The sequence below is a fragment of the Streptomyces sp. BR123 genome (assembly GCF_013401435.1).
In the GTDB taxonomy this organism is placed as follows: Bacteria; Actinomycetota; Actinomycetes; order Streptomycetales; family Streptomycetaceae; genus Streptomyces.
Window position 1 is genome coordinate 1 of sequence record NZ_JACBGN010000012.1, and the last position, 24,997, is coordinate 24,997.

The 24,997-nt window shown below is 72.0% G+C and carries 29 protein-coding genes; 15 read left to right on the forward strand and 14 right to left on the reverse strand.

Annotated features, from left to right (window positions below):
- Positions 1-156: 156 nt before the first annotated feature.
- Together HYE82_RS03375 and HYE82_RS03380 are read left to right on the forward strand one after the other, a co-directional pair.
- On the forward strand, positions 157-1,614 hold the full coding sequence (locus HYE82_RS03375; RefSeq protein ID WP_256986894.1) for a GNAT family N-acetyltransferase: 1,458 nt from the start codon (positions 157-159) through the stop codon (positions 1,612-1,614).
- A 35-nt stretch (positions 1,615-1,649) separates the two neighbouring features.
- A complete protein-coding gene (locus HYE82_RS03380) occupies positions 1,650-3,374 on the forward strand; it encodes a DUF885 domain-containing protein (protein WP_179172395.1) in 1,725 nt (574 codons plus the stop codon).
- 119 nt (positions 3,375-3,493) lie between these two features.
- On the opposite strand, the gene HYE82_RS03385 is transcribed toward HYE82_RS03380, so the two are convergent.
- Complete coding sequence (locus tag HYE82_RS03385; protein ID WP_179172396.1) at positions 3,494-4,045, reverse strand: rhodanese-like domain-containing protein; 552 nt, start codon at positions 4,043-4,045, stop codon at positions 3,494-3,496.
- A 94-nt stretch (positions 4,046-4,139) separates the two neighbouring features.
- On the opposite strand from HYE82_RS03385, the gene HYE82_RS03390 reads away from it, so the two are divergent.
- Positions 4,140-4,586, forward strand: coding sequence for an Lrp/AsnC family transcriptional regulator (locus tag HYE82_RS03390; RefSeq protein ID WP_179172397.1), 447 nt, complete (start codon positions 4,140-4,142; stop codon positions 4,584-4,586).
- Here HYE82_RS03390 and HYE82_RS03395 read toward each other — a convergent pair.
- The 3 genes from HYE82_RS03395 to HYE82_RS03405 all read right to left on the reverse strand — a co-directional run bounded on the left by HYE82_RS03395 (position 4,576) and on the right by HYE82_RS03405 (position 9,495).
- Positions 4,576-7,587: an AAA family ATPase gene (locus HYE82_RS03395; RefSeq protein WP_179172398.1), complete on the reverse strand. Its 3,012-nt coding sequence runs from the start codon at positions 7,585-7,587 to the stop codon at positions 4,576-4,578. The two genes, HYE82_RS03390 and HYE82_RS03395, sit on opposite strands and share 11 nt — an antisense overlap.
- On the reverse strand, positions 7,584-8,756 hold the full coding sequence (locus tag HYE82_RS03400; protein WP_179172399.1) for an exonuclease SbcCD subunit D: 1,173 nt from the start codon (positions 8,754-8,756) through the stop codon (positions 7,584-7,586). The genes HYE82_RS03395 and HYE82_RS03400 overlap by 4 nt, the downstream gene beginning before the upstream one ends.
- 112 nt (positions 8,757-8,868) lie before the next feature.
- Positions 8,869-9,495 carry a YigZ family protein gene (locus HYE82_RS03405; RefSeq protein WP_179172400.1) on the reverse strand — a complete coding sequence of 209 codons (627 nt, stop codon included), beginning with the start codon at positions 9,493-9,495 and terminating at the stop codon, positions 8,869-8,871.
- A 114-nt stretch (positions 9,496-9,609) separates the two neighbouring features.
- On the opposite strand from HYE82_RS03405, the gene HYE82_RS03410 reads away from it, so the two are divergent.
- A complete protein-coding gene (locus HYE82_RS03410; protein WP_179172401.1) occupies positions 9,610-10,014 on the forward strand; it encodes a CoA-binding protein in 405 nt (134 codons plus the stop codon).
- Here the strand turns inward: HYE82_RS03410 and HYE82_RS03415 are convergent.
- Entirely contained in the window at positions 9,992-10,591 is a 600-nt protein-coding gene (locus tag HYE82_RS03415; protein WP_179172458.1) for a helix-turn-helix domain-containing protein, read from the reverse strand. The two genes, HYE82_RS03410 and HYE82_RS03415, sit on opposite strands and share 23 nt — an antisense overlap.
- 106 nt (positions 10,592-10,697) lie before the next feature.
- On the opposite strand from HYE82_RS03415, the gene HYE82_RS03420 reads away from it, so the two are divergent.
- Entirely contained in the window at positions 10,698-11,564 is an 867-nt protein-coding gene (locus tag HYE82_RS03420; protein WP_179172402.1) for an EamA family transporter, read from the forward strand.
- A 9-nt stretch (positions 11,565-11,573) separates the two neighbouring features.
- Here the strand turns inward: HYE82_RS03420 and HYE82_RS03425 are convergent, their stop codons facing one another.
- A complete protein-coding gene (locus HYE82_RS03425; RefSeq protein ID WP_179172403.1) occupies positions 11,574-12,422 on the reverse strand; it encodes an acyltransferase in 849 nt (282 codons plus the stop codon).
- 162 nt (positions 12,423-12,584) lie between these two features.
- Between HYE82_RS03425 and HYE82_RS03430 the strand changes: the two genes are divergently transcribed.
- A complete protein-coding gene (locus HYE82_RS03430; RefSeq protein ID WP_179172404.1) occupies positions 12,585-13,145 on the forward strand; it encodes a gamma carbonic anhydrase family protein in 561 nt (186 codons plus the stop codon).
- Positions 13,146-13,202: 57 nt separating this feature from the next.
- On the opposite strand, the gene HYE82_RS03435 is transcribed toward HYE82_RS03430, so the two are convergent.
- From HYE82_RS03435 to HYE82_RS03450, 4 genes are all read right to left on the reverse strand, one after another.
- Positions 13,203-13,847 (reverse strand): DedA family protein, encoded by a 645-nt coding sequence (locus HYE82_RS03435; protein WP_179172405.1) that lies wholly within the window; start codon positions 13,845-13,847, stop codon positions 13,203-13,205.
- Between the two features lie 75 nt (positions 13,848-13,922).
- Positions 13,923-16,466 carry a glycoside hydrolase family 3 protein gene (locus tag HYE82_RS03440; RefSeq protein ID WP_179172406.1) on the reverse strand — a complete coding sequence of 848 codons (2,544 nt, stop codon included), beginning with the start codon at positions 16,464-16,466 and terminating at the stop codon, positions 13,923-13,925.
- A 115-nt stretch (positions 16,467-16,581) separates the two neighbouring features.
- Positions 16,582-16,734, reverse strand: a complete 153-nt coding sequence (locus tag HYE82_RS03445) for a DUF2191 domain-containing protein (RefSeq protein WP_179172459.1) — start codon at positions 16,732-16,734, stop codon at positions 16,582-16,584.
- A 436-nt stretch (positions 16,735-17,170) separates the two neighbouring features.
- Positions 17,171-17,476 (reverse strand): hypothetical protein, encoded by a 306-nt coding sequence (locus HYE82_RS03450; protein WP_179172407.1) that lies wholly within the window; start codon positions 17,474-17,476, stop codon positions 17,171-17,173.
- Positions 17,477-17,823: 347 nt separating this feature from the next.
- Between HYE82_RS03450 and HYE82_RS03455 the strand changes: the two genes are divergently transcribed.
- The 8 genes from HYE82_RS03455 (at position 17,824) to HYE82_RS03490 (ending at position 20,614) form a co-directional block, all read left to right on the forward strand.
- Positions 17,824-18,255, forward strand: coding sequence for an XRE family transcriptional regulator (locus HYE82_RS03455; RefSeq protein ID WP_179172408.1), 432 nt, complete (start codon positions 17,824-17,826; stop codon positions 18,253-18,255).
- Positions 18,256-18,411: 156 nt separating this feature from the next.
- A complete protein-coding gene (locus tag HYE82_RS03460; RefSeq protein WP_179172409.1) occupies positions 18,412-18,873 on the forward strand; it encodes a hypothetical protein in 462 nt (153 codons plus the stop codon).
- Between the two features lie 142 nt (positions 18,874-19,015).
- On the forward strand, positions 19,016-19,243 hold the full coding sequence (locus HYE82_RS03465; protein ID WP_179172410.1) for a hypothetical protein: 228 nt from the start codon (positions 19,016-19,018) through the stop codon (positions 19,241-19,243).
- A gap of 67 nt (positions 19,244-19,310) precedes the next feature.
- Entirely contained in the window at positions 19,311-19,457 is a 147-nt protein-coding gene (locus HYE82_RS03470) for a hypothetical protein (RefSeq protein ID WP_179172411.1), read from the forward strand.
- A 9-nt stretch (positions 19,458-19,466) separates the two neighbouring features.
- Complete coding sequence (locus HYE82_RS03475; RefSeq protein ID WP_179172412.1) at positions 19,467-19,697, forward strand: hypothetical protein; 231 nt, start codon at positions 19,467-19,469, stop codon at positions 19,695-19,697.
- Positions 19,698-19,845: 148 nt separating this feature from the next.
- Positions 19,846-20,181, forward strand: coding sequence for a DUF6233 domain-containing protein (locus HYE82_RS03480; protein WP_179172413.1), 336 nt, complete (start codon positions 19,846-19,848; stop codon positions 20,179-20,181).
- A gap of 23 nt (positions 20,182-20,204) precedes the next feature.
- Positions 20,205-20,429 carry a hypothetical protein gene (locus HYE82_RS03485; protein WP_179172414.1) on the forward strand — a complete coding sequence of 75 codons (225 nt, stop codon included), beginning with the start codon at positions 20,205-20,207 and terminating at the stop codon, positions 20,427-20,429.
- 29 nt (positions 20,430-20,458) lie between these two features.
- Positions 20,459-20,614, forward strand: a complete 156-nt coding sequence (locus HYE82_RS03490) for a hypothetical protein (protein ID WP_179172415.1) — start codon at positions 20,459-20,461, stop codon at positions 20,612-20,614.
- A 62-nt stretch (positions 20,615-20,676) separates the two neighbouring features.
- Here the strand turns inward: HYE82_RS03490 and HYE82_RS03495 are convergent, their stop codons facing one another.
- The 3 genes from HYE82_RS03495 to HYE82_RS03505 form a co-directional block, all read right to left on the reverse strand.
- A complete protein-coding gene (locus HYE82_RS03495) occupies positions 20,677-20,838 on the reverse strand; it encodes a hypothetical protein (protein WP_179172416.1) in 162 nt (53 codons plus the stop codon).
- Between the two features lie 117 nt (positions 20,839-20,955).
- On the reverse strand, positions 20,956-21,531 hold the full coding sequence (locus tag HYE82_RS03500) for a hypothetical protein (RefSeq protein ID WP_179172417.1): 576 nt from the start codon (positions 21,529-21,531) through the stop codon (positions 20,956-20,958).
- A gap of 803 nt (positions 21,532-22,334) precedes the next feature.
- Positions 22,335-23,018, reverse strand: coding sequence for a recombinase family protein (locus HYE82_RS03505; protein ID WP_179172418.1), 684 nt, complete (start codon positions 23,016-23,018; stop codon positions 22,335-22,337).
- Positions 23,019-23,590: 572 nt separating this feature from the next.
- Between HYE82_RS03505 and HYE82_RS03510 the strand changes: the two genes are divergently transcribed.
- Positions 23,591-24,364: a hypothetical protein gene (locus HYE82_RS03510; protein WP_179172419.1), complete on the forward strand. Its 774-nt coding sequence runs from the start codon at positions 23,591-23,593 to the stop codon at positions 24,362-24,364.
- A 283-nt stretch (positions 24,365-24,647) separates the two neighbouring features.
- Here the strand turns inward: HYE82_RS03510 and HYE82_RS03515 are convergent, their stop codons facing one another.
- Entirely contained in the window at positions 24,648-24,980 is a 333-nt protein-coding gene (locus HYE82_RS03515; RefSeq protein WP_179172420.1) for a hypothetical protein, read from the reverse strand.
- Positions 24,981-24,997: the final 17 nt, after the last annotated feature.

Sequence of the window (24,997 nt, forward strand, 5' to 3'; positions counted from 1 at the left end):
GTCGGGCTCGGGGCAAGGCGGCACGAGGCAAGGCGGGCACGGGGCAAGGCGCACACGTGGAGCGGAAATCGGGGCGAAATCGACCAGATGGACGCTTAACCAGTCGGTCACAGATCGTTCGTGACCACGCAACACCCCTGCGTCACAGTGGCATGCATGACTGAACGGATGCACGCCCCCGCCCACCGCTCCCACCGCCACCATCACTGGCGCCGCGATGTCGTCGAGCTGGCTGCGCTCTTCTGCGCCGTCGCGGTCGCCGACGGCATCGCCAACCTCGTCGTGCACGGCCCGAGCGGCCCCGTCATGCTGGTCGCCTCGGCCGTCGCCCTCCTGGTGACGGCGGCGTTCCACACCTGGTGGGCGCGCCGCCACAGCCACGCGCCGCCGCCCGCGAGCACAGCCCCCACCCATACGGGTGCCGCCGGCCCGGCGGCGACCCCGGCGGCGAGCACCCCCGACGACGGCCCGTCCGCCACGGCCTCGCTGTGGCGGATGCGGACGACCGTGCGCGACGAGCCCGGCAGCCTGGCCGCCCTGTGCAGCGCGCTCGCCGGCCAGGCGGTGGACATCCTGACCCTGCAGACGCATCCGCTGCCCGAGGGCGGCACCGTGGACGAGTTCCTGCTGCGCGCCCCGCAGCAGCTGCCCCCCGCCGACCTCGCCCGTGCCGTCTCCGGCGCCGGCGGCAGGGACACCTGGATCGAGCGGGCCGACGCGCACGACCTCGTCGACACCCCGACCCGGCTGCTGGGCCTCGCGACCCGTACCGCCCTGGACACCGCCGAACTGCCGCTCGCGCTGCGCCGGCTGCTCGGCCGCTGCACCATCCACTCCATCCCGGCGACCAACCTCTCCGGCCGTCCCAACGTCGACGCCGACACCCCGGTCGAGGGGGTGCTCGAGGCGACCGTGATGCGGCTGCGCGACCCCTCGGGCGGCGCCCTCACCGTGGAGCGGCCCCATCTGCCGTTCACCCCGACCGAGTTCGCCCGGGCCCGTGCCCTCGTCGAGCTCGACGCCCGGCTCGGCCCGCGCATCCCGCGCAGCCAGGACGTGCTGACCCTGCCCGAGGGCAACGACCTCACCGTACGCCGCGCCGACCAGGCCGACCTGCCCGCCGCCCGCGCGATGCACGACCGCTGCTCCGAGCGCACCCTCGGCCTGCGCTACCACGGCCCCGTCGCCGACGCCGACCGCTACCTCGACCACCTGCTGAGCCCCCGCTTCGGCCGTACGCTGGCCGTGACCACCGCGTCCGGCAGGCTCGTCGCCCTCGGCCACCTGCTGTGGGACGGGGACGAGACCGAGGTCGCGCTGCTGATCGAGGACGACTGGCAGCGCCGCGGGATCGGGTCCGAGCTGCTGCGCAGGCTCGTCGCGATGGCCGTCGAGGCAGGCTGCGCCAGCGTCTACGCCGTGACCCATTCCTCCAACACCGGCATGGTCGCCGCCATGCGCGGCCTCGGCCTGCCCCTCGACTACCTGGTCGAGGAGGGCACCTTGGTGATCACCGCCCGTCTCGACAGCGCAGCCGTCGGCAGCCGGCTCCCGTACGGGCGACCGGGCACCGGCCGACCCGGACAGCGTCAGCAGGCCGACAGCGAACGGTGATGACGCGGACCCTCTGCGCATACGAAGATGTCCGCATGTCAGACACCCTCCGCAGTGACATCGCGTCCCGGCTGCCGCGCCAGGTCGCCGACTCCTACGTCGACGACCTCATCGCCCTCGACCCCATCACGGGCACCTATCTCGGTGTCGCGGCGAGCTCGGGCAGGCTCCCGGACTTCTCGCCGGCCGGCCGTGCGGCCGTGGCCGGCCTGGCCCGCTCCACCCTCGCCCGGCTCGACGCCGCCGAGCGGCTGCCCGGCGCGGACAGCGACGCCGAGCGCCGCTGCGCCCGCCTGCTGCGCGAGCGCCTCACCGCCGAACTCGCCGTGCACGAGGCCGACGAGGACCTGCGCGCCGTCAGCAACATCCACTCCCCCGCGCACGCGATCCGCGAGGTCTTCCCGCTGACCCCGGCGGACACGGACGAGGACTGGGCCGCGATCGCCGAGCGGATGCGCGCGGTCCCCGCCGCCCTGGCCGGCTACCGGGAAAGCCTGCAGCTCGGGCTCGACCGCGGCCTGTACGGCGGCCCGCGCGCCACCGCCACCTTCATCGGCCAGCTCACCACCTGGGCCGGAGAGGACGAGGACACTTCCGGCGACGGGAACACCGCGGGCGGCGGCTTCTTCGGCGAGTTCGCCGCCCGCGGCCCGGAGGCGCTGCGCGGCGAGCTGGAGCAGGCGGCCGGCACCGCCACCGCCGCCCTCGCCGCTCTGCGCGACTGGATGCGCGCGGTGTACGAACCGGCCGTCGCCGACGCCCCGGACGCGGTGGGCCGCGAGCGCTACGCCCGGTGGTCGCGCTACTTCAACGGCACGGACCTGGACCTGGACGAGGCGTACGCCTACGGCTGGTCGGAATACCACCGGCTGCTCACCGAGATGAAGACCGAGGCGGCCAGGATCCTGCCCGGCGCCGGCCCCTGGGAGGCGCTCCGGCACCTGGACGAGCACGGCACCCACATCGGCGTCGACGAGGTCCAGGCCTGGCTTCAGGGCCTGATGGACGAGGCCATCGAGAACCTCGACGGCACCCACTTCGAACTGGCCGAGCGGGTCAAGCGGGTGGAGTCCCGCATCGCCCCGGCGGGCGGCGCCGCGGCCCCGTACTACACGAGCCCCTCCGAGGACTTCTCCCGTCCCGGGCGGACCTGGCTGCCCACGATGGGCCAGACCCGCTTCCCGTTGTACGACCTGGTCTCCACCTGGTACCACGAAGGTGTTCCGGGCCACCACCTCCAGCTCGCGCAGTGGGCGCACGTCGCGGACCGGCTCTCCCGCTACCAGGCCTCCGTCGGCCTCGTCAGCGCCAACGTCGAGGGCTGGGCGCTGTACGCGGAGCGCCTGATGGACGAGCTGGGCTACCTGAAGGACGCCGAGCAGCGCCTGGGCTACCTCGACTGCCAGATGATGCGGGCCACGCGGGTCATCGTGGACATCGGCATGCACCTGGGCCTGGCGATCCCGGCGGACTCGCCGTTCCACCCCGGTGAGCGCTGGACGGTGGAGCTGGCGCAGGAGTTCTTCGCGCAGCACAGCAGTCGGCCCGCGGACTTCGTCGAGAGCGAGATGACCCGCTACCTGTCGATGCCGGGCCAGGCGATCGGCTACAAACTGGGCGAGCGCGCCTGGCTGCTGGGCCGGGACAACGCCCGGGCCGCGCACGGCGAGGCGTTCGATCTGAAGGCTTGGCACATGGCGGCGCTGTCGCAGGGCTCACTGGGCCTGGACGACCTGGTGGACGAGCTGTCGCAGCTCTGATCCGGACCCGGGGCCCGCGGCGCCCCGTGGCGTGTACGGGCCCGCCCGCCCTCTCTGGGAGCGGGCGGGCCCGTTCCGCTGTCCCCGGGGAGCGGGCGGCCCGTCTGTCCGCAGCGGTTTCAGCAGCCGCAGTCGCCGGAGTCGGTGGGCGCGGTCAGCGGGTCGGCCTCGCCGCGCTGCTGCCTGCCCTGCCAGGTCTCGACCTCGAAGCCCTCGCGGATCCAGTACTCGATGCCGCCGAGCACCTCCTTCACCTGGAAGCCCAGCCGGGCCAGGGCGAGCGCGGAGCGGGTGGCTCCGTTGCAGCCGGGGCCCCAGCAGTACGTGACCACGGGGAGGCTCTTGTCCAGGAGCTGCTCGGCCTGTTGGGGGATCAGGGCGGTGGGCAGGTGGATCGCGCCGGGGATGTGGGCCTGGTCCCAGGCGGGAGTGGAGCGTGAGTCGATCAGCTGGAAGCCGAGGTCGGTGCCCTGTTCGCGGTGGGCCTTGAGCGCGGCGGCGACGTCCGACACGTCCGTGTGGAAGGCGAGGGCGGCGGCGAAGTGGGCGGCGGCCGCCGCCGGGGTCGCCGGGGGAACCCGGAGTACGGGGTTCTCGGACCCTGCGGGCCCTGCGGGGGCGGCGGAAGCAGCCGGGGCAGCGGGGGTGTCGGGGTGCTGTGTCGTCGTCATGTCCCCGAATCTATGAGCCTATTGATCACCCGGGAAGGGCGTTTCCCCGGCCTTCCTCTTGTTTGGCCGGGGATTCCCCTGCTACACCAGTCGGATGACCGAGTATTCGCCCGACGCCACCGACTGGCGCATCCTGGCCGCCCTCCAAGAGGACGGCCGGGCCAGCTTCGCCGACCTCGCCCGCACCGTCTCCATGTCGGCCAGCGCCGTCACCGAGCGGGTGCGCCGCCTGGAGGAGGCCGGCGTGATCACCGGCTACACGGCCGTGGTGAACCCGGAGAAGCTGGGCAAGTCGATCCTGGCGCTGGTGCGGCTGCGCTACCCGCACGGCAACTACAAGCCGTTCCACGATCTCCTGGAGGCGACTCCGGAGATTCTGGAGGCCCACCACGTCACGGGCGACGACTGCTTCGTGCTGAAGGTCGCCGCCCGCTCGATGGGCCATCTGGAAGAGGTCGCCGGCCGCATCTCGGGGCTCGGCGCCGTCACCACGAGCGTCGTGTACTCCTCGCCGCTGCCCCGCCGCCCGCTCAGTCCGTGACGGTGGCGGTGCGGTGGCGGACCGCCGAGCCGCCGCGCTGTTTGACGACCTCCAGCTGGGCCTGCACCCGGGTCCTCAGGTCGGCGACATGGCTCACGATGCCGACGCTGCGGTCCCGCTCGCGCAGCGAGTCGAGTACGTCGAGGACCTCGTCCAGCGCCTGATCGTCGAGGCTGCCGAAGCCCTCGTCGATGAAGAGGGTGTCCAGGCGTACGCCGCCCGCCTCGTCGGAGACCACGTCGGCGAGTCCGAGGGCGAGGGCGAGCGAGGCGAAGAAGGTCTCGCCGCCCGACAGGGTGGCGGTGTCGCGCTCGCTGCCGGTCCAGGCGTCCACCACGTGCAGCCCGAGACCGGAGCGGCCACGTCCGCTCGCCTTGGCGTCGGAGTGGACGAGGGTGTAGCGGCCGCCGGACATCTTCAGCAGTCGCGCCGTCGCCGCGGCCGCGACCTGCTCCAGGCGCGCCGCCAGGACGTACGCCTCCAGCCGCATCTTGCGCTCGTTGTCGGCGGAGGTGCCCGCGGTGAGGCCGGCCAGCCGGGCCACCCGCTCGTAGGCCTCGCGCAGCGGGCCGAGGGCGCGCAGCTCCTGCTCGGCCTGCCGGGAGAGCCGGTCCAGCTCCGCGCACCGCACCCGCGCCGCGTCGACGGCGGAGGCGGCGGAGCGCACCAGCGCCTCGGCCCGCCCCGCCTCGGCCTCGGCGGCGTGCGGATCGGCCGGGGGCAGGGCGGCGGCGGCCGCGGTGTCGCTCTCGCCTCGACGGTCGGCCAGCGTTGCCTCCTCGGCCTGCCAGGCATCCAGGCGCTGCTGGAGCGCGCTGCGTTCGTAGTCCGGGAGCACGGCGGCGGCCGCCGCCTCGACGGTCTCGAAGCCGGCCTTGAAGGCGGCGTCGGCGAGCTGGCCGTCGGCCTCCTTGAGCCGGGCGGCGGCGGTCTCGGCGCGACGCAGCGCGGTGGCGGCGGCGGTGACCATGCGGACCCGGTCCTCCAGCGTCCGGGCGCGGGCCGCGAGGGTGGGCGCGTCCCCGCGGAGCAGGGCGAGCTCGGCCTCCAGCGAGGCCTGCTCCGCGTCGAGGGCCTCGCGCCGGGAGGCCCGGGCGGCGGCCCGGCGCTCGGCCTCCAGCCGGTCGGTGCTGCGTACGGCGTGCTCCCGCTCGGCACGGGCCAGCTGCTCGCGGGCGGCGTGCAGTCCGGCCGCGGCGGCATGGGCGGCGGCGTGCCGGGAGCTGAGGTCCGAGGTCAGGGCGAGGAGGTCGGCGGTGGTGGCGTCCCCGGCGGCGGCCGCGGCTCCGGCGCGGGCCTCCTGGGCGGCGGCGAGGGCGCGCTCGACGGCGGCCCGCCGCTCCTCGGCCTGCTCGTAGCGGGCGTGGGCGGCGTCCTCGGCGGCCCGGTCCACGTGCCCGGGGGCGGGCCGGGCCGGGGCCGGGTGCTCGGCCGCACCGCACACCGTGCACGGCTCGCCCGCGACCAGCGCGGCGGCCAGCTCGGCGGCGATCCCGCGCAGCCGGGCCTCCTTGAGCTCCAGCCAGCGCTCCCGGGCCGCGGCCGACTCCTCGCGTACGGCGGCCAGTTCGCCCGCGGCGCGCTGCGCGTCGGCATCCAGCGCGTCGCGCCGACGGGCCGCGTCCAGGCGGATCCGGGTGGGCTCCAGCTTCCCGGCGAGCTGCTCGGCCAGGGTCGCGGCCTGCTGTGCGGCTTCCGCGCGGCCCGTGAGCGCGGCGCGGGTGTCCTCCCAGCGGGCCAGCCAATCGGCGGCCTCCCGCAGCTGCTCCTCGGCGTCGCGGGCCTCCCGGTCCAGGGCGGCCCGCTCGCGGCCGATCTCGGCGCTGCGCTGCTCGGCGCGGCGGCCCGCCCCCAGTGCGCCGAGCTCCTCCCGCAGCCGCTGTTCGACGCCGGCCAGCTGCTCCGGTCCGGCGTCCGCCAGGGGCGGGGGGAGTTCGGCGCGGGCGGCAGCCTCCGCGTGGGCGGTGGCGAGATGGGCGGAGGAGGCGGCTCCGCGCAGTTCCAGGGCGGGCGCGACGAGGGCGGCGCGGCCGGCCCGATCGAGGAGTTCCCGGATCCGCTGCCGTTCGGGAGCGGCCTCGGCGAGGAGGGCGGCGCGGCGGGCGGTCTCGGCGTGTCGGCGCTGCAGCCGGTCGAGTTCGCGGGCCTCCTCCGCGGCCCGGCGGGCGGCGGCGTGCCGGCCCTCGACGGCGGCCAGCGCGTGGTCTGCGACCGTCAGCCGCTCCCTGGCGTCGCACCGCGCGACGGCGGCCCAGGCCCGGACGGCTCCGGCCAGGCCGGGGTCGCCGGGCTGGTGGCCGGGCATCGGCCAGGCCCGCAGGTCGGCGCTGTCCCCGGCCGCCTGGGCGAGCCGCTGCGCGGTGCCGAGGACCTTCTCGTCGCCGGCCCGGACCTTGGCCTCGGCGGCCCGGCGGCGCTCGGCGAGCAGGGTTTCGACGGCGGCGAAGCGGCGGGTGTCGAAGAGTCGGCTCAGGAGGCGGCTGCGGGCCTGTTCGTCGGCGCGCAGGAAGCGTGCGAACTCGCCCTGCGGCAGCAGGACGACCTGGCAGAACTGCTCCCGGCTCATGCCGAGCAGCTGCTCGATCTCCTCGCCGATCTCCTGGTGGGAGCGGCTGAGGGCGGTCCACTGCCGCCCGTCGTACTCGCGCAGCCGGCTCTGCGCCTTGTCCCTGGTGGTGCCGGTGCCGCGCTTCTTCGGCCGGTCCTGCTCGGGGCGCCGGGTGATCTCCAGGCGTCGTCCGCCGGCAGTGAGTTCGAGGGTGACCTCGGTGGGGGTGCCCGGCGCGGCGTGGTCGCTGCGCAGCCCGGCGCCGGGGGCCTGGCGGGCGCCGGGCACGGATCCGTACAGGGCGAAGCAGACGGCGTCCAGGACGGACGTCTTGCCCGCGCCGGTGGGTCCGTGCAGCAGGAAGATCCCGGCGGCGGACAGGGCGTCGAAGTCGATGTCCTGGGGTTCGGCGAACGGGCCGAAGGCGGTGATCCGGAGCCGGTGCAGCCTCATCGGCGGGCCTCCTGTCCGCCGTCGGCGGCCGCACTGGTGCGCACGTCCTCGAAGGCGGCCTGGAGCACCGCCCGTTCGGCCTCGTCGGCGCCGCCGCCGCGCACGTGGGCGACGAAGTCCTCGGCGATCTCCTGGTCGCTGCGGCCGCGGAGCCGCTGGGCGTAGGTGGCGCCGCCGTCCTCCTCGCGGCCCTCGGGGTCGAAGGCGAGGCTGAGGGTGTGCGGGAAGCGGGCGGTGAGGCGGGCCATGGGGTCGTCGGGGCGTACGGGGTCGGTGAGGGTGGCCTCGATCCAGGAGTCCTCGTGCACGGTGTGCGCCGGGTCGTCGAGCAGCGCGACGAGGGGGCCGCGGAGCCGGGCGAGGGGCCGTGGGACGGGGGTGTCGACCCGCTCGGCGGTGATCTCCCCGGCCGGGCCGAGGTCGACGAGCCACATGGTCTTGCGGTGGCCGGCCTCGGAGAAGGAGTAGGCGAGCGGGGAACCGGAGTAGCGGACCCGTTCGTTGATGGTCTGGCAGCCGTGGAGGTGGCCGAGGGCGGCGTAGTCGACCCCGTCGAAGACGGAGGCGGGTACGGCCTCGACGCCGCCGACGGCGATGTCGCGCTCGCTGTCGCTGGCCTGGCCGCCGGTGACGAAGGCGTGCGCGAGGACGACGGAGCGGGTGCCGGGGGCGCGCCCGGCGAGGTCGGCCCGGATGCGGTCCATGGCCGCGCCGAGAACGGCTTCATGGCTGACCCTGTCGGCGCCGATGTGATCCTTGACCAGGGCCGGCTCCAGGTACGGCAGCCCGTACAGCGCCACGTCGCCGTGTACGTCGGCCAGCACCACCGGGTCGGCGCAGCCGCCGGGGTCCGTCCTGAGGTGGATGCCGGCCCGGCCGATCAGCCCGGCCCCGACGCCCAGGCGACGGGCGGAGTCGTGGTTCCCGGAGATCATGACGGTCGGCACGCCGAGGTCGGCGAGGCGGTGCAGGGCCCGGTCGAAGAGCTCGACGGCGGGGAGAGGGGGTACGGCCCGGTCGTAGACGTCGCCGGCGACGAGGACGGCGTCGACCTCGCGCTCGCGGACGGTCTCCACGAGGTGTTCGACGAAGGCGGCCTGGGCGCCGAGCAGGCCGACGCGGTGGAAGGACCGGCCGAGGTGCCAGTCGGAGGTGTGCAGGAGCCTCATTCGCCGGCCCTGCCGACCGTCTCTCCGCACATGCCCGTCCGCCCCCCTGAATCGCCCGAATCGCCGCAGCCCGCCCGATGACCCCCTCTACGCTAACGCCTCGCGGGGGCGCTCAGGGCGCGTACGCCTCACCACCGAGCGTGAGGACGGCGGTTCCGGCGGAGATGTCGGCGAGCCAGGCCTCGAAACCGGGCAGGTCCACCTCGGGCAGGGCGACCTCGATCTCGACGGCGGCCCCGTAGCGCAGGTCGACCACGGTCCGGCCGGTGGACCGCAGATCGTTCTGGATCTTGCCGGCGCGCTGGTGGTCGGCGGTGACGGTGGCCAGCCGGTAGCGGCGGCGGGTGACGGTGCCGAGCACGTCGAGGGCCTCGCCGACGACGCCCCCGTAAGCGCGGATGAGCCCGCCGGCGCCGAGCTTCACGCCGCCGTAGTAGCGGGTGACGACGGCCACCGCGTACCGGACGTCGCGGCGCATCAGCATCTGCAGCATGGGCACGCCGGCGGTGCCGCCGGGCTCGCCGTCGTCGCTGGCCTTCTGGACGGAGGCGTCGGCGCCGATGACGTAGGCGTAGCAGTTGTGCGTGGCGGTGGGGTGCTCGCGGCGGATGCGGGCCACGAACTCCTGGGCTTCCTGCTCGGTCGCGGCGGGTGCGAGCGAGCACAGGAACCGCGAGCGGTTGATCTCGGACTCGTGTACACCTTCACGGGCCACCGTCGCGTACTGGTCTGACTTCACCGCTCCACCCTACGGGGAATCGGTCGTGCGTTCTTTCTGTTGTGGAAGGCTGCGGTGCGGATCACCGGCCGCACCCGGCGGGCAGGACCCGGACGACTTCAGGAGGCGGCACCCGTGTACGGCGACCCGGCAACCATCCGCAGGATCCTCACCGAGCTCGGCGACACCTGGGCCGTCGTCGGCCTGTCCGGCAATCAGGACCGGGCCGCGTACGGCGTCGCGCGCGTGCTGCAGCGGTTCGGGAAGCGGGTGGTCCCCGTCCACCCGAAGGCGGAGACGGTGCACGGGGAGCAGGGATACGCCTCCCTCGCGGAGATCCCGTTCAAGGTGGACGTGGTGGACGTGTTCGTCAACAGCGCCCTGGCGGGCCGGATCGCGGACGAGGCGGTGGCCGTGGGCGCGGACGCCGTGTGGTTCCAGCTCGACGTGGTCGACGACGCCGCGTTCGCCCGTACCCGCGAGGCCGGCCTGGAGATGGTGATGGACCGCTGCCCCGCTATTGAGATTCCCGCCCTGTAGCCGCGCCGCCGACGGGCGGGATGGACACGGCCAGGGTCATCTCCACCGGCTCCTCACCCTCGTTGCGGTACGCGTGCGGGGTGTCGGCCTCGAAGGAGACGGCTCCGCCGGCCGGGACCGCGTACCGCTCGTCGGCGACCAGCAGGGTCAGTTGCCCGGCCGTGACGTGCAGCATCTCGAAGGTGCCGGCCGGGTGCGGGTCGGAGTCGGCGCCCTCGCCCGGCTCCAGGCGGTAGCTCCACATCTCGACGGGGCCGCGCCGGTCGTCGCCGAGGAGCATGCTCGCGCCGCTGCCCGCCTCCGTGGCCCACATGCGTACGCCCTGCCCGGGCAGGACGACGTGCACGCGCGGGGTGCGGTCGCGGTCCAGCAGGGTGGTGATGCTCACCCCCAGGGCGTCGGCCAGCTTCACGGTCGTGCCGACGCTGGGGTTCGTACGGGCCTGCTCGATCTGGATGATCATCCCGCGGCTCACCCCGGCACGGGCGGCGAGGGCGTCCAGGGTGAAGCCGCGCTCACCGCGCCAGTGGCGGAGGTTCCGGGCGAGTGCCTGCGTGAGCTGTTGGAAGTCCGACACCATTCCGTCCAAGATTCTGGATTTTCAGGTCCAATAGACTGAACTATCGTGGGGCGTACTCGACACTGCACCCCACCGTTCACCGCACTGTACTGCGAGGCCCCGCATGACCGCCCTCTTCGCCCTGGCCACGGCCCTCATGTGGGGCCTCGCGGACTTCGGCGGCGGGCTGCTGACCCGCCGGTTGCCCGCCCTGACCGTGGTCGTGGCCTCGCAGGTGCTGGCCGTCCTCGCACTCGGCTCGGTGGTGCTGGCCACCGGCGCATGGACGGAGGCCGGGCCGCAGCTGTGGTTCGCCGTGGCGGCGGGGCTGGTCGGGCCCGTCGCCATGTTCAGCTTCTACAAGGCGCTGGCGCTCGGCCCGATGGGAGTGGTCTCGCCACTCGGCTCGCTCGGGGTGGTCGTACCCGTCGGGGTCGGGCTCGCGATGGGCGAGCAGCCCGGGCTCGGCCAGGTCACCGGCATCGCGATCGCCGTCGTCGGCATCGTCCTGGCGGGCGGCCCGGAGCTGCGCGGCGCGCCCGTGCAGCGCCAGGCCGTCGTACTGACCCTGACGGCCGCATTCGGCTTCGGCGCCGTGATGGCACTGATCTCGGAGGCTTCCAGTTCGGTGACCGGGCTCTTCCTCGCCCTGTTCGTGCAGCGGGTCACCAACGTGGTGGCGGGCGGCAGCGTCCTGTGGGTCCGGAGCCGGCGTGGCACCCCGGCCCTGCCCGAGGGCACCGGCCTGCGGACCCTGTGGCGGCTGCTGCCGGCCCTGGCGTTCGTCGGGCTCGCCGACGTCGCGGCGAACGGCACCTACTCCGTCGCCGCCCAGAACGGCCCGGTCACCGTGGCCGCCGTGCTCTCCTCGCTCTACCCGGTGATCACCGCGCTCGCCGCCTTCGCCGTGCTCCGCGAACGGCTGCGCGCGGTCCAGGCGGCCGGTGCCGGGCTGGCCCTCGCCGGAACGGCCCTGCTGGCCGCCGGATGACGACCCCGGTCAGCCGGACCGGCCGGCCGCCGCATCCTGCACCCCGGCCGCACGCGGCTCCGCACCGGCCGCGTGCAGCTCCGCACCGGCCGCGTGCAGCTCCGCACCGGCCGCACGCTGCTCCGCCTCCGCGAACTCCGCCAGGGCCCGGAGCTGCCCGGAGGTCATCCCGTCCGGGATCGGCACCGGGGCCGGCGTGCGCAGCGGCGGCTGCCAGCCCGTCTCCTCGGTCCAGCGGCGCACGATCCGCGCCGGGGCTCCGGCCACCACGGCGTGGTCGGGCACCTCGCCGCGCACCACGGACCCCGCGGCCACCACCACGTTGCGGCCGAGGCGCGCCCCCGGGAGGATCACCGCGCCCGTGCCGAGCCAGCAGCCGGGGCCTATCTCCACCGGCTCGCTGCGCGGCCACTGCCGGCCGATCGGCTCGTGCGGGTCGTCGTAGCTGTGGTTGGTGGAGGTGATGTACACCCCCGGCCCGCAGAACGTGTCGTTGCCGATGCTGATGGGCGCGTCGGCGATGACGTGGCTGTCCCGGCCGAGGACGACGCCGTCGCCGATGACCAGGACCGGCTCGGTGCCGAGGTCGAGGCCCGGCAGCATCCCGGCCGTCAGGGTGACCTGCTCCGCGATGATGCAGCACGCGCCGAGGTGGATCCACGGCTCGCCGAAGACGGTGCCCTGCGGGAAGGCCAGCCGGGTGCCCTCCCCGATCGTGCCGAAGCGGAGCCCGCCCGTGGTCCGGTCGGTGAGCGCGCCGGCCTGCTGCATCCACCGCCAGACGCCGTGGGCGATCCGGCCTGCGACGCGGCGGCGCAAGGTGGTCAGGGATGAGAACGTGTTCTGGTTCTTCGGCACCGGGCCACGGTAACGCGCCGGGCGCCCCGCCCGCGCCGTGATCTTCACCCCATCGCCGGCCCGCACGCGCGTGCCCTACGGTGCCGGTAGCTCGACACGTCGGGCACAGCGGGCACACCGGGTACCCCGGGCCCGGCGGACACAGCACTGAGGAAGAGGAACATGACGGAACACGCTGACCTCGGCACGGCCGGCCGGGCACTCGTCGCGGGCGTGGGCGGCAAGAGCCCGCGGATCGACCCGACCGCCTTCACGGCGCCCACCTCCGTGGTGGTCGGCGACGTCACCCTGGCCCCGGGCGCCAGCATCTGGTACTCGGCGGTGCTGCGCGCCGACTGCGGTCCGATCGTCCTCGGCGCCGACAGCAACGTGCAGGACAACTGCACCCTGCACGTGGACCCCGGCTTCCCGGTCACCGTCGGCGAGCGGGTCTCCATCGGCCACAACGCCGTCGTGCACGGCTGCACCGTCGAGGACGACTGCCTGATCGGCATGGGCGCGACCGTCCTCAACGGCGCGGTGATCGGCGCGGGCTCGCTGGTGGCCGCGCAGGCGCTGGTGCCGCAGGGCATGGTGGTCCCGCCGGGCTCGCTGGTCGCCGGGGTGCCGGCGAAGGTACGGCGCCCCCTCACGGACGAGGAGCGCGAGGGCCTGAAGGTCAATGCCGCGATGTACGTGGAGCTGGCCGAGCAGCACCGCGCCGCGGTCACTCCGGGCGAGTAGCGCGCCGGGCCGGGGCCGGGCCGGCGATCCCGGCCGGCCCGGCCCCGGCCCCTGCTCTCAGTGCTCGGCGGGCACAGGCTCCGCGGCGGGCCCGGCCGCGGCCGCCTTCTTCATCCGGCTGCGCATCACCAGCATCACTGTGACGCCGATGACCACGGCCAGCACCAGCGCCACCCACGAGAAGCCCTTCAGCCACGGCTCCGCGACGATCCCGATGGAGTAGATGACGGCCGTCGTGCCGCCCGCCCAGAGGATCCCGCCGAAGACATTCGCGATGAGGAACTTCCAGTAGGGCATGTGCAGCACACCCGCCAGCGGCCCGGCGAAGATCCGCAGCAGCGCCACGAACCGCCCGAAGAACACGGCCCACATGCCCCACCGCTCGAAGGCGTGCTCCGCCTGGGCCACCTGGGCCGGCCCGAAGTGCTTGGGGAAGCGCCGCCCCAGCCGCTCCAGCAGCGGCTTCCCGCCCCGGCGGCCGATCGCGTAGCCGATCGAGTCGCCCACGATCGCGCCGGTGGTCGCGCAGATCCCGAGGACCACGGGGTCGATCTCGCCGTGCTGGGAGGCCAGCAGCGCCGAGCTGACCAGGATGATCTCCCCCGGCAGCGGGATGCCGAGGCTCTCCAGCCCGATGACCAGGCCCACCAGGAGATAGATACTGACCGCCGGAATATGCTCCAGCCATTCCTGGACGTGCACCGGTGCGCCCTCCTGGTTCGTCCCGCCTCAAAGACCCGCGTCCCGGCGTTCCGCGTGACACGCCGAACGAGCAGCCTATCTGTTCCCGGCGCCTGCCTCGACGACGGCCTCGGCGCGCAGGGGCAGGTCCCGGGAGGAGCGGCCCGCGAACACCGTGCGCCGACCGGTACCGGGCACCCACGCGTGCCGCTCCGGATCCCACGAGGACAGCGTCCGCGCGTCGACGTCGACGGCGACCCGCCGGGTCTCTCCCGGTGCCAGGGTGAGCCGCCGGTAGCCGGCCAGCGCGCGCACCGGCTGGTCGAGGTGCAGCTCCGCGGAGGGGCCCACGTACACCTGGGCCACCTCGGTCCCCTTGCGGCGCCCGGTGTTGCGGACGGTGAACTCCGCGCGCAGTCCGCCGCGCTCCTGCCGCACCACCAGGTCCCGGTACTCCCAGCTCGTGTACGAAAGCCCGTGCCCGAAAGCGAACAGCGGCTCGACGCTCTGCGCGTCGTACCAGCGGTGGCCGGCGTGGACGCCCTCGGAGTACTCCTGCCGGCCGCCCACGCCGGGGTAGCGCAGCGGGTCCCCGCCGACCGGTGTCTGCTTCTCGTCGGCCGGGAAGGTCTGGGTGAGCCGCCCGCCCGGGTCCGTGTCCCCGAAGAGGACGGCCGCCGTGGCCGCGGCCCCCTCCTGGCCCGGGTAGTACATCTGCAGGACGGCTCCGGTGCGGGAGAGCCAGGGCATGGTCGTGGCGGAGGACGTGTTGAGCACGACCACGGTGCGGGGATTGGCCCCGGCGACGGCCTCGATGAGCCGGGCCTGGCCGCCGGGCAGCCCCAGTGAGGTGCGGTCGCTGCCCTCGCCGGTGTCCTCGTAGGCGAAGAGGAGCACGCTGCGGGCGGCCTTCGCCGCCTTCACGGCCTCGGCGACATCGGCGGCCCGGGTCGCCCCCGTCGTGTGGCGCAACCGGAACCTCCCACCCGTGACGCCGCCCTCCGCGAAGACGGCGAGGCGGTGGGCGCCCGCCGCGAGGGTGAGGCTGCGGCGGCGGACACTGAGCCCGTCGGGCGCGGAGCCGAGCAGTCCGCCCGCGAAGGACTCGGCCGCGCCCTGCCGTACGGGGAACAGCTCCTCCCCGTCGAGGCGCACGCTCGGCCGCCTGCCGGTGTAGTGGACGAGCAGCGTCCACTCGTCGTCCTCGGCGAGGGTGAACTCCGCTTCGTGGCTCCAGGTCCGCCCGGCGGGCACGGTTCGGTCGTCCAGTCCCGCGGCCGGGACCAGCAGGTCCGCCGGCAGCGGCCGCCCGTACAGGTCCTCGCCGAGGGCGTGGCGGACCGTGGCACCGCTCCCGGCCCGGCGCCTGATCGCGGCGAGCGGGGCGGCCGCCCGGTCGGGCACCACGTGCGCGGTGCCGCCGCCGCTGACGAAGGGCACCTGCGCGGTGGGCCCGATCACGGCGATGGAGCGGGCGGCGGATCCGGACAGCGGCAGCGTGTCGCGCTCGTTCCGGAGCAGGACCGCGCCGGCCGTGGCGACCCGGCGGGCGGTCCGCGCCCCGGCGCCCGGGTCGCGGGCGGGGCGGGCCGGGCGTTTGGCGTCGAGCAGCCCGAACCGGTCCATGGTGGCCAGGATCCGGCGCACGGCGAGGTCGACGGCCTCCTCGGGGACGGTGCCGCCGCGCACCGCCTCCCGGAGCGGGGAGCCGAAGTGCGTACCGCCGGGCAGTTCCATGTCGAGACCGGCGCCGAGGGCGGCGACCGTGCTGTGCGCGGCGTCCGGGGCGGACATCACCCAGCCGTCGAAGCCCCAGCGGCCGCGCAGCAGTTCGTCGAGCAGCGGCCGGCTCTCGCAGGCGCGGGTTCCGTTGACCTTGTGGTGCGCGCCCATCACGGCGCCCGCCCCGGCGGTGACGGCCGCTTCGAAGCCGCGCAGTTCCGTTTCGTGGAGGGTGCGTTCGCCGGCGATGACGTCGACGGTGTCCCGGCCGTGCTCCTGGTGGCCGGGCGCGAAGTGCTTGACGGCGGCGATCGCGCCCTCGTCCTGGATGCCGCGGACGACCTCCGCGACCAGGTCGGCCGTCAGCCGCGGGTCCTCGGAGAAGGCCTCGGAGTTCCGGCCGGCGTACGGGGTCCGGATCAGGTTGGCCACGGGCGCCAGCAGGATGTCCTGGCCCAGGGCCCGTGCCTCCCGGCCGAGGGTCCTGCCGTACTCGCGGGCCAGTGCCGGATCGAAGGCGGAGGCCAGCATGACCGGTGCGGGCAGCGCCGTGGCCGGGCGGGTGACGCGTACGCCTGCGGGCCCGTCGGCGAGCCTCAGCGGCGGGATGCCGACACGCGGCACCCCGGGGAGGTAGCCGTGCTGGCCGACCGGGGCCGGGTCCCGGCCGCCGTGCAGGAGGGCGGTCTTCTCATCGAGGGTGAGCCGGGCGAGCAGGGCGTCGATGCGGGCCGTGTTCCCGGGCCGCGCGGGGCCGCCGGCCGGGGCGGACGGGCCGGGCAGACCGGATGCGGCGGACGGGCCGGTACGGGGGTCGGCGGCGGGCGGCACCGCGGGGATGCAGCCGGCCGCGCCGAGGGCCGCGCCCGCCGCTCCGATCAGCCGCAGCGCCGAACGTCTGGACACGGCCTCGCTCATGGCGCTCCCTGCGGCTCCGGTCGGCGGGAGCGGCCCGCGCCGGACCGCTCCCGGCGCCCACTGTGCCGCCGCACGGCCGCCCGGGCCCGGGGGCGCGCCACCGCGGCGCGCAGGTTCAGCCCTGCGGCGGCGGCTCAACGATGTCGGCGGGGCACCGGACGCCGTCCTGCACCTGCACGCGTGCCTCGGTGCAGTGCCCGCGGGCGATGCGGTCCCGGAAGGCGGCCTGCGCCGCGTCCTGCGGTGAGCCGGCTCCGGCAGGGACCATCACCTCGGCCACGCGTCCGACGTCGAGCCGATGTCGGCTCCGGCACGGCCGGCCATGGGCTGTGCCCCTCTCGTCCCCGGCTGCCGCGGTCGCGGTCCCCACCGCGGCGTTCGCAGAGGTGCCGGGCGCGGAAGAGCGCCCCCGAACGCGGGTGGGGCCGCGCCGTGAAGGCGCGGCCCCACTCCCCCCGGGGAAACGTGTGGTCATGCGTTGGGGCGCAGGGTCCACACGACGGTCATCTCGCCGGTCAGGTTACGCCACCTGCGGCAAGCCTCGTCCAAGGCGTCGTCAAGTCCCTGACCTGCGTTCTCATCTGTTCTCTTCTGCCGTCGATCCGCCACCATTGTTGGCGGATCTGCCGCGCCCTGCATCCTCCCTGAGGCTGCAAACTCCCTGAGGCCTCCCTGGAAAATCGTCGCCTGACGTGCGGCGAGGGCTAACCGTCGCGGCCGAGCTGGCCGGCCTCGTAGACGCGCCCCAGACGTCGAGACCTCCGCTCTCGCTCCGCCTCCAAGTCGAGGACGCAGTCGCTGCAGGCGGCAATCTGGTAGACCGCCCCGGCGCGGGTCAGGATGGATGCCAGTTTCGTGACCGGGATCGACCGCTCGGAGCACCGAAAACAGGTCCCAGGTGTCCACATATACAGACCGAGGACGGCGCGGCGTTCCATGTCTTCACGCTCCGGGCCTATGGCCCACTCAAGGCCGGCACCGGCGAACTGACGGTCGCTGGCGAGTCTCATCTGCTGCTCCCCTACCGCTGGCAAGGTCGACCGACCGATCGACCTTGAGCTACAGGCCAACGGCGCTCCGACTGGGCCGCATGTGAGCCATCGCTCACACGGCGCCTTGCTGCGGCAACGCACGGTTGGCCATCGCAGCTTTGTCCAAAAAATTGGACACATACAGCGTGCCAGGGGCCGGGTGCGCTGTCCAGATTCTTGGCCACATTCTGTGGGGATTCAGCCAACGTTCACGGAGGGGCTGGTCGCGGCCGACCAAAAACCTGGACACTGACACAAGCCCCCCGCTTGTCGTGTCGAGCTGGACCTATCCGGCCCGTAGCGACCACGATGACAGGACCACGTTCATGGCAGACGAGACGCCCCGACCGGCCGACTCACGCGCGACTCGAACCGATCTTGCTGACCTCGCGCAAGCGCGAATGGCTGAGCTCGCGCTCAGCTACCGGTCCCTGGCGGCGTCCTGCGTGGACCCAGAGGAGCCCCAGGGCGGTCCCCTCTGGACGCGCGGCACACTCCAGAACCTAATCAACGGGAAGATCAAGGCGCCGGGGCCCGCAGAGCTTCGGGCGCTCGCCGCCGGCCTTGACCTCCCCCTCCGAGTCGTTCAGGATGCGGCAGCTGCCCAGTATTTCGACCTAGATCCGGTCTACGGTGCGGACCAGAAAGTCCGCGCCGTGGTCCGCCATCTCGCGGACCTCAGCGCCGAAGACCTGGCCAAGGTTGAGCAGCTAATCCGAGAGGCGTTCGGGTCCGACCAACGGGCCGGTCTGGACTAATAGCCCGTCAGGAACCCTCCCCTGCATCAGCTAGTGCATTACCGCTGGTCAGGGTGCATGATTGTGCTCCTTCCAAGACCGGGCCAAGGGGCTCGATTGCCCGCGCGCTCGAACTGGCGTGCGGTGCGGTGCGCGTCATGTCAAGGGGTGGGTTCCATGCACTACACGCCCGTAACCAAAGCACGCTTCAGATTCGCTACGACCGACGATGAACTGCCCCCAGGCCGCGTCATCGACATCCAGAGAGATCCCGAGTCGCCTGTCGTCACCGTCATCATCAAGCCGGGCCACGCCACCCAGCGGCTGCTCGACGAACTGAGCGAAACCCAGACGCCCATGCATGCCACCGGGCAGTGGCAACGCCTCGAACCCACCCCCGAGAATCTCGCACATCCTCGGAGAGTCCTGCGCGCCAGCTGGCGTTTGTGGCCCCGCGAGAAGATGCCCGCTGGCCAGCTGTGTGTACCGCTGGAGCGGCATCGCGAGCACGTATGGGCCGTACTGGACAGGGAGGCCAGTGACCAGCTCGCGCGCGAGATGACCGAGCTCGTCATGGCGATGGTGCAGTCCGAGGTGTGGATCACGCGCGGAGGCGGAGAAGGAGGCGAGCCCAGCTGACCTCGGCTGTACATGCGCCCGCGACCGCGCACGCCGAGCGGAACGAGTCTCGTCGGCAAGAGATCACGTCTTGTCCATGCCCCTTTCGGTCAACCCGATGGCCGAATATGGTGTGCGCCACCGGTGATCACGGAGGTGCGCGATGGCGGACGGCATGGACATATGCGGGCTGGCTCGCCAAGTCCTGGAAGAGCTGTCGGCCAGGGCGCGGGTTGAGGTGGAGACCCTGATCGTCTGGACGAGCGCAGACAGCACCTCGTGGCCCCCGCCGGGCAAGGCTGGCGAGGCGTTCGCGCATCACTCCTGGATCACCTACGTCGCGCACGCCGACGGCGGCATGGAGATCCGGGACATTGGTTGGGCCGGCTGACCGTTGGAGCTCTTCCCCTGCCAGCGGCCGGGGCAGGCTGTCGGCTGTACCCGCTAGCCTGTTCGCCATGATCCTCGATGGCACGTCCGCGGCTGAGCTGAATGAGCGGATCCGCGCGATCGTCATCGCGGGTGGCGCCGGCTCCGAGGAGTACGCCGAGCTGCGGGCGGCATGGCTGGTGGCGATGCGCGAGGAGCAGGAGCTCGCCGCCTAGGATCCAGCCGTGGCTGATATCGAACTCACCGACGAGCTGATCCGTCTCCAGCAGGCCTCCGATGAGGCGTGGGCTGCGGTCCGGGAGGCGCCGTCCGGCGAGGGCTGGGAGCTGTGGCGGGAGCGGGCCGCGGAGGTGCAGACAGCGGTCACCGAGTACGCGAAGGCCATCGACCAGCCGCGGAACGCCGTCGAAGCTGCGCTGAAGAAGCGCGTGCGACATGCGGAGCCTGAGGCCTGACAGTGCTCCGCCCGCCGGGCACGCATCCGGCGGGCGAGCAGGGTCCGAGTAGCAGCGGCAGCCGGCACGCTCATCGCTCGGATGTGATGTGTTCATGCTCCCATCCCGGTGTGACAGCGGGAGAACCTCCGACGCTAGAATCGAACTTGTGTCCGATAGTTCCGCGTCCCGTCTCGATCAGCTCCGCTTCCTGGAGAAAGTCCAGGTGCGGGACCTGGAGCGGACTCGCAGCTGGATCGCCGACGAGGAGCAACGCCTCGCCATCGTGGAGGCCCGCCAGCCGTCCGCCCCGTCGCCGGACTGGCTGATCGAGCAGGGCATCGGGGTCGGCCGGCGCCCCGTCCGCGTGCACGTCGGCGGCTGCTGGGACGCGTCCAAGCGCTGCCACCCGGCGACCGTGGACCAGGCGCGGCAGGCCCTCGTCGGCGGGGTCGAGGCGTGTCCGCACTGCCGGCCGGACACGGAGCTCGGCGTGCTGGACTGACAGGGGCGTCGCAGGCTGGAGCCATGGTCGATCAGACGCAGGTCACCGTCCATCCCGTCGCCCCCACGGGCGGCCGGCGGGTGACCGCCCACGTTCACGGGACCGACTCGATACTCGGCGTGGCGTACTCGATGGCCGACGTGGTTGAGTTCCTGCGACGGGCGGGCTGGGCCGACGAGGCCGACTGGCCGCCGATCATGTGGCGGGGCGGCGGGCCTACGGTGTGGGCCGCCGAGGGGTCCGAGTGACCCGACTGCCGCGGGCGCGTTGGAGGGGTATGGATCACGAAGAGCGGCTGCCACTCATCACCCGCGGCGAGGCAGAGGCGCTCATCGCCGTCCTCGGCCGACTCGCCGACGGCGCCGACGACGACCTGCGGTACGAGGCACTCGAGCTGCAGGCGCGGCTCGGCATGCGGTTGCCTGCAGAGTAGGACACGCGGCGACCCTCCCGTGGGGGAGGACTGGGAGGGCCGCCGGTCATGCAGTTCTCTCTCTAGTCCGTCTCTTCGAGCTCCCAGCGAGCCAGAATCTCCGCGACGCGGGGGTACCGCTGGAGGAACTCCTCGTCGCTCAGATCCGCGTCCGCTCCTGGCGGCCCCGTCCGGACAACTGTGGCGTTCGACGGGGTCAGCACTCTGGTGTGGAACTCGGTCATGGGACCTCCAGCGATCGTGCGGCTGAGGCGCTCACAATCCGCCACGGCAAGTGCCCCCGTCAACCCTTGCGGACGGATTGACTCCGGTGCGGCGCCGGCCAACCGAACCGAACGGCCTCAGGCGGTTTCCCACATCGCCTGGAGCTCGTTCAGCACCTGGGGCCAGGAGCAGCCATCTGGTAGAGCGGCGAGTCCGGCGCCGGCAAGCGAGACCGTGATGGCGCGGGCAGACGGGACCCCTCGGCCGTACCACGTGCTGTAGTCGGGATAGGGAGTGCTCGGCAGTTTTTGAGACGCACGCGCAACCAGGCGGTCCAGAACTCCAAGGTGCCCAACGCCCTTGCATTCAAGCATGAACTGAAGAACCCGGACGGCCGTCCCGGGCGGTAGGCCAAGCTGAGCATCTGCGGCCCGTGCCGCATCAGGCCCGAAGATCTCCTCCAGGGCCCTCGGGTCGAGTGAGGCCAGCAGCTCTGCCATGGCCGGCGTAAGCATCTTGTCCCGGGCGATCTCGCGCAGGACAGCTCTCACATCCGGCGCCATCGCCTCAGGGATCTGTCCGGAGGTGTGGGCCGCGACGGCCGCGGCCAGGTGCGAGGATGCGCGCCAACGGTCATTGGGGCTCTCCCGAGAAGCCAGCACGGTGAAGATCTCCGGGTAGTACGAGCCAAGATCAGACAATGCAGCCGCCACGTTCGTGTCCCTGCTGGCCCAGGCACTGAAGGCGGCTGGTTCTAGAGACATGCCGCCCCTCTGAGCGAGGGCGGCCCAGGGGGCCACAGCGCAAACTGCCCACGGGACCAAGGAGAGGTATCTCAGAGCGACCCCGGCAGGCTCAGCAGGGCGCCGAGCTACGTGGCTGACGAGAGACGCCAGGTGGAAGTCGAGGCCGTCATCGGCGCCTCGAAGCCGCGCCCAGGCCGGGCGGCAAGATCCCCATAGCTCTTCACTGACCCGCTGCTGGGTGCGCAGCAGTTGAATCTGGCTACTTAGTCCGCCAGTGAGTGCTTCGCTGTCCGGATCCTCCTCGACTTGTAGGCGCAGGAGGGCCTCCTGGACAGCCCCCTGCAGGGGCAGGGCCGACAAGTCGCCTGGGGGCAAGGGACCTCCGAGAGCCTCCCTGCAGGTTCGGGCCATTGCGGCCCAAGCTGATTCGCGCTGGCTGGCTGCGAGCTCAGCTTGCTTGCGCTCGACTATGCGTCGGCCCGCAGCCGTGCTCGCCTGATTCAGCAGCGGCTCGCCGGCCACGACACGTCGCGTGATCTCCTCCTGCTCCGCGGCGAGCAGTTCGGTTACGGGAACGCCCTCTCGCAGGGTGGTGATCAGAGGTTCGAGACCTACTGCCTTGAGTTCAATGATCCAGGGCGCCACCTTGCCAGCAGGGCTTGAAAGGTGGCCTGCGAGCCGTTCTTCGACGGCCTTCGTAGTCTGTCCGATGTACCGAATGACTTTGTCTCGCGGGTCTAAGAGGGCGTAGATGCGCCCCGCAGCCTGACTCATGCCTGCTCCAGTTCCCGGGTGGCCCCGCGCTGTTGCCCGACGGAGGGTCGGTGTCCTGCTCGCAACTCGGGCACGTACTTGTAGAGCGTGGTCCGGCTGATGCCGAGCAGCTTGGCGATCGAGGTGATCGATGCCTCGGGGTTCGCGAGCATGGAACGCGCGTGAACGATCTGCTCCTCGGTCATGGCTGGCGGTCGTCCAATGCGTTCGCCTCGAGCTCGTGCCGCGGCCAGGCCCTCGTGGGTGCCTTGGACGATGAGCTCGCGGATGAACTCGGCGAGAGCGGCGAAGACGTGGAAGACGAGCCGGCCGCCGGGTGTGGTGGTGTCGAGGGCTTCGTGCAGGGAGCGGAAGCCGATGCCGCGCTTGCGGAGGCCAGCAACGATGGCGATGAGGTCTTGGATGGAGCGGCCGAGGCGGTCAAGGGACGGTACGACGAGCGTGTCCCCGGGCCGGGCGTAGTCGAGAGCCTTCCAGAGCTCTTCACGCTCGACGGTCTTGCCGGACTTCTTGTCGGCAAAGACCTTCGCACAGCCACAGTCGGTGAGTGCGGCGATCTGGCGGTCGAGGTTCTGTCCCTTGGTGGAGACGCGGGCGTACCCGATAAGGACGCCGGTCACGGCGGCAGGGAACGCGGCGGTGTCATCGCCTTCGGCTGCCCATTGGGCGGCTGTAGTCATGCAACAACCGTACAGAAAAGGGTGGTTGCCGGTTAGTGAACACTTCGAGTTTTTGGACACCCTTTATGAACGCGCGCCCGGCCGTAAAGCTGCAGGGCGGCTCGCTTCGGCCCATCCGTCCAACAACCGATCGGTTGTTGGACGGGGTCACAGTACGAACGTTGGCCACCTAGACACATGGCTCCACACGCCGACTGACGGGCAGGCGGGCCTCGACGCCGAGAATGGTCACCCTTGGACTTGCCGATGAGGGGGCCGGCAAGGAGCACGGCCTCGGGGCGGCGCATGTCACCCAGATCGCGGCCATGCAAGGAGAGCACTCGGCGGTAGGTCGCTGGCGCATGCCCTCGACCTTAATGTCGTGAGCAGTTGGAGTCAGTAGCCTTGTCAACCTCGACTTGCCACATAAGAACTTTCTCCTTCAATCGGATTAGGCCATAAGGCCCATGGTGCTCGCCGCCGAACAGCGTAGCGTTTCATGTCATAAGCACCGTTGCGAGTCCGCAGCGCTCGGCTGACTCGCTTAGCTCCTCAATCCAAGGCACCGTCGCAATTTGTATCGAGGAATCACCATGAGTAGCACCGCGTGCCGACGGGTTTCTCGTTGCATCGGCGTCTCTTGCTTGTCTGCAACGCTTGCCATTTCAACGGGGGCGACCATCGCTACAGCGACGCCTCAATCATTTGCCCGACCGTCCGCTGCAGTGCAGGACGATAGCGGCGGCTCCAGTCAATCGGATGAGTCGGGATCCAGTCAGAGCCGTAGTGGCCAGAGCAGCACCGGCCAGTCCGACGGCACTCAGCGTGACGGCGATCAGTCCAGCAACACCGACGACCGGTCCGACGGCACTCAGCATGACGGCGATCAGTCCAGCAACACCGACGACCGGTCCGACGGCACTCAGCATGACGGCGATCAGTCCAGCAACACCGACCAGTCCGGAAATTCTTTGCAGCGTTACGACCAGTCCGGCAATAAGAAACATGGCAACGACCAGCCCGGCGGACACCCGACCTACAATCAAAAATACGATAGTCAGCAATCCGGCAACCATCAGCCCAGTAAGTCGCAGAAGCATCGTAAGGGCGAGGGTCTGCTGGTAACGACAGGAGTCCTTACCAAGAGCGAGCGGGACGACCTCGTGAGACAGTTGGGTGACTGTCTGTTTTCGGTTTCAAAAGACAAGATTCCTAATGCGCATTTTCGGGCCCTGATCAAGGCCATCGCCACGACAAAAGATATCAGCGCATCGCGGGCGGACGTTGACGAGGCTGTGAGGGAAGCCGCCAAGAACCTCCTTCCACGTGGAGGGTGTTACCTCGGTCATGTCAGGCAAGCTGGTTAGCCTTGCGTAGGCACGGCTACTGAGACAAGCCCGTAATGCCTCCGGCGTTCTGGAGCCACTACGGGGGCTTCTGCATATTCGGCGATCTACCTCAGATGTGGAGTTGACCGGTTCCCGAAAAAGTACCTAATCCGTAGCTGCTGAGCGTGGTGCATGGACAGCGCTTCAATCTTGGTGCTACTCCACAATCACTAGATGGCTATCGACGGCCAGCTGTTCCCGGGCACGACGAAGCCCCCTCCCGCGGAGGGCGGAAGGGGGTGCGGCTGCCGTACTCCAGTTCTCAGATGTCGATGTGGTGGAGGTAGTCGCGCGCCCGCTCAGGGATCGGAGGCGCTGCCGGTGGCTCGAGCCCGGCCTTGCGGATGTACGAGACGAGGGACCTGACTCGGGCGACGACGTAGGTGAGGGCCTCGGTCTGGTCGCCGACGAGGCGGCGTTGCTTGTCCATGTCCGCCTCGAGACAGTCGATGCGGCCATTCAGCGCGTCCTTGATCGCGGTGAAGTCATCGCGGTCCTCTTGCCTTCTCGTTCGCCGCGCCGCCCGACCAGCGAAGGCGGCGGCAATGGTGGCGACCGAGCTGGCTCCGATCTGGATCCACGAGTCAGCGTTCATAGGGTGGCTCCGCTCTT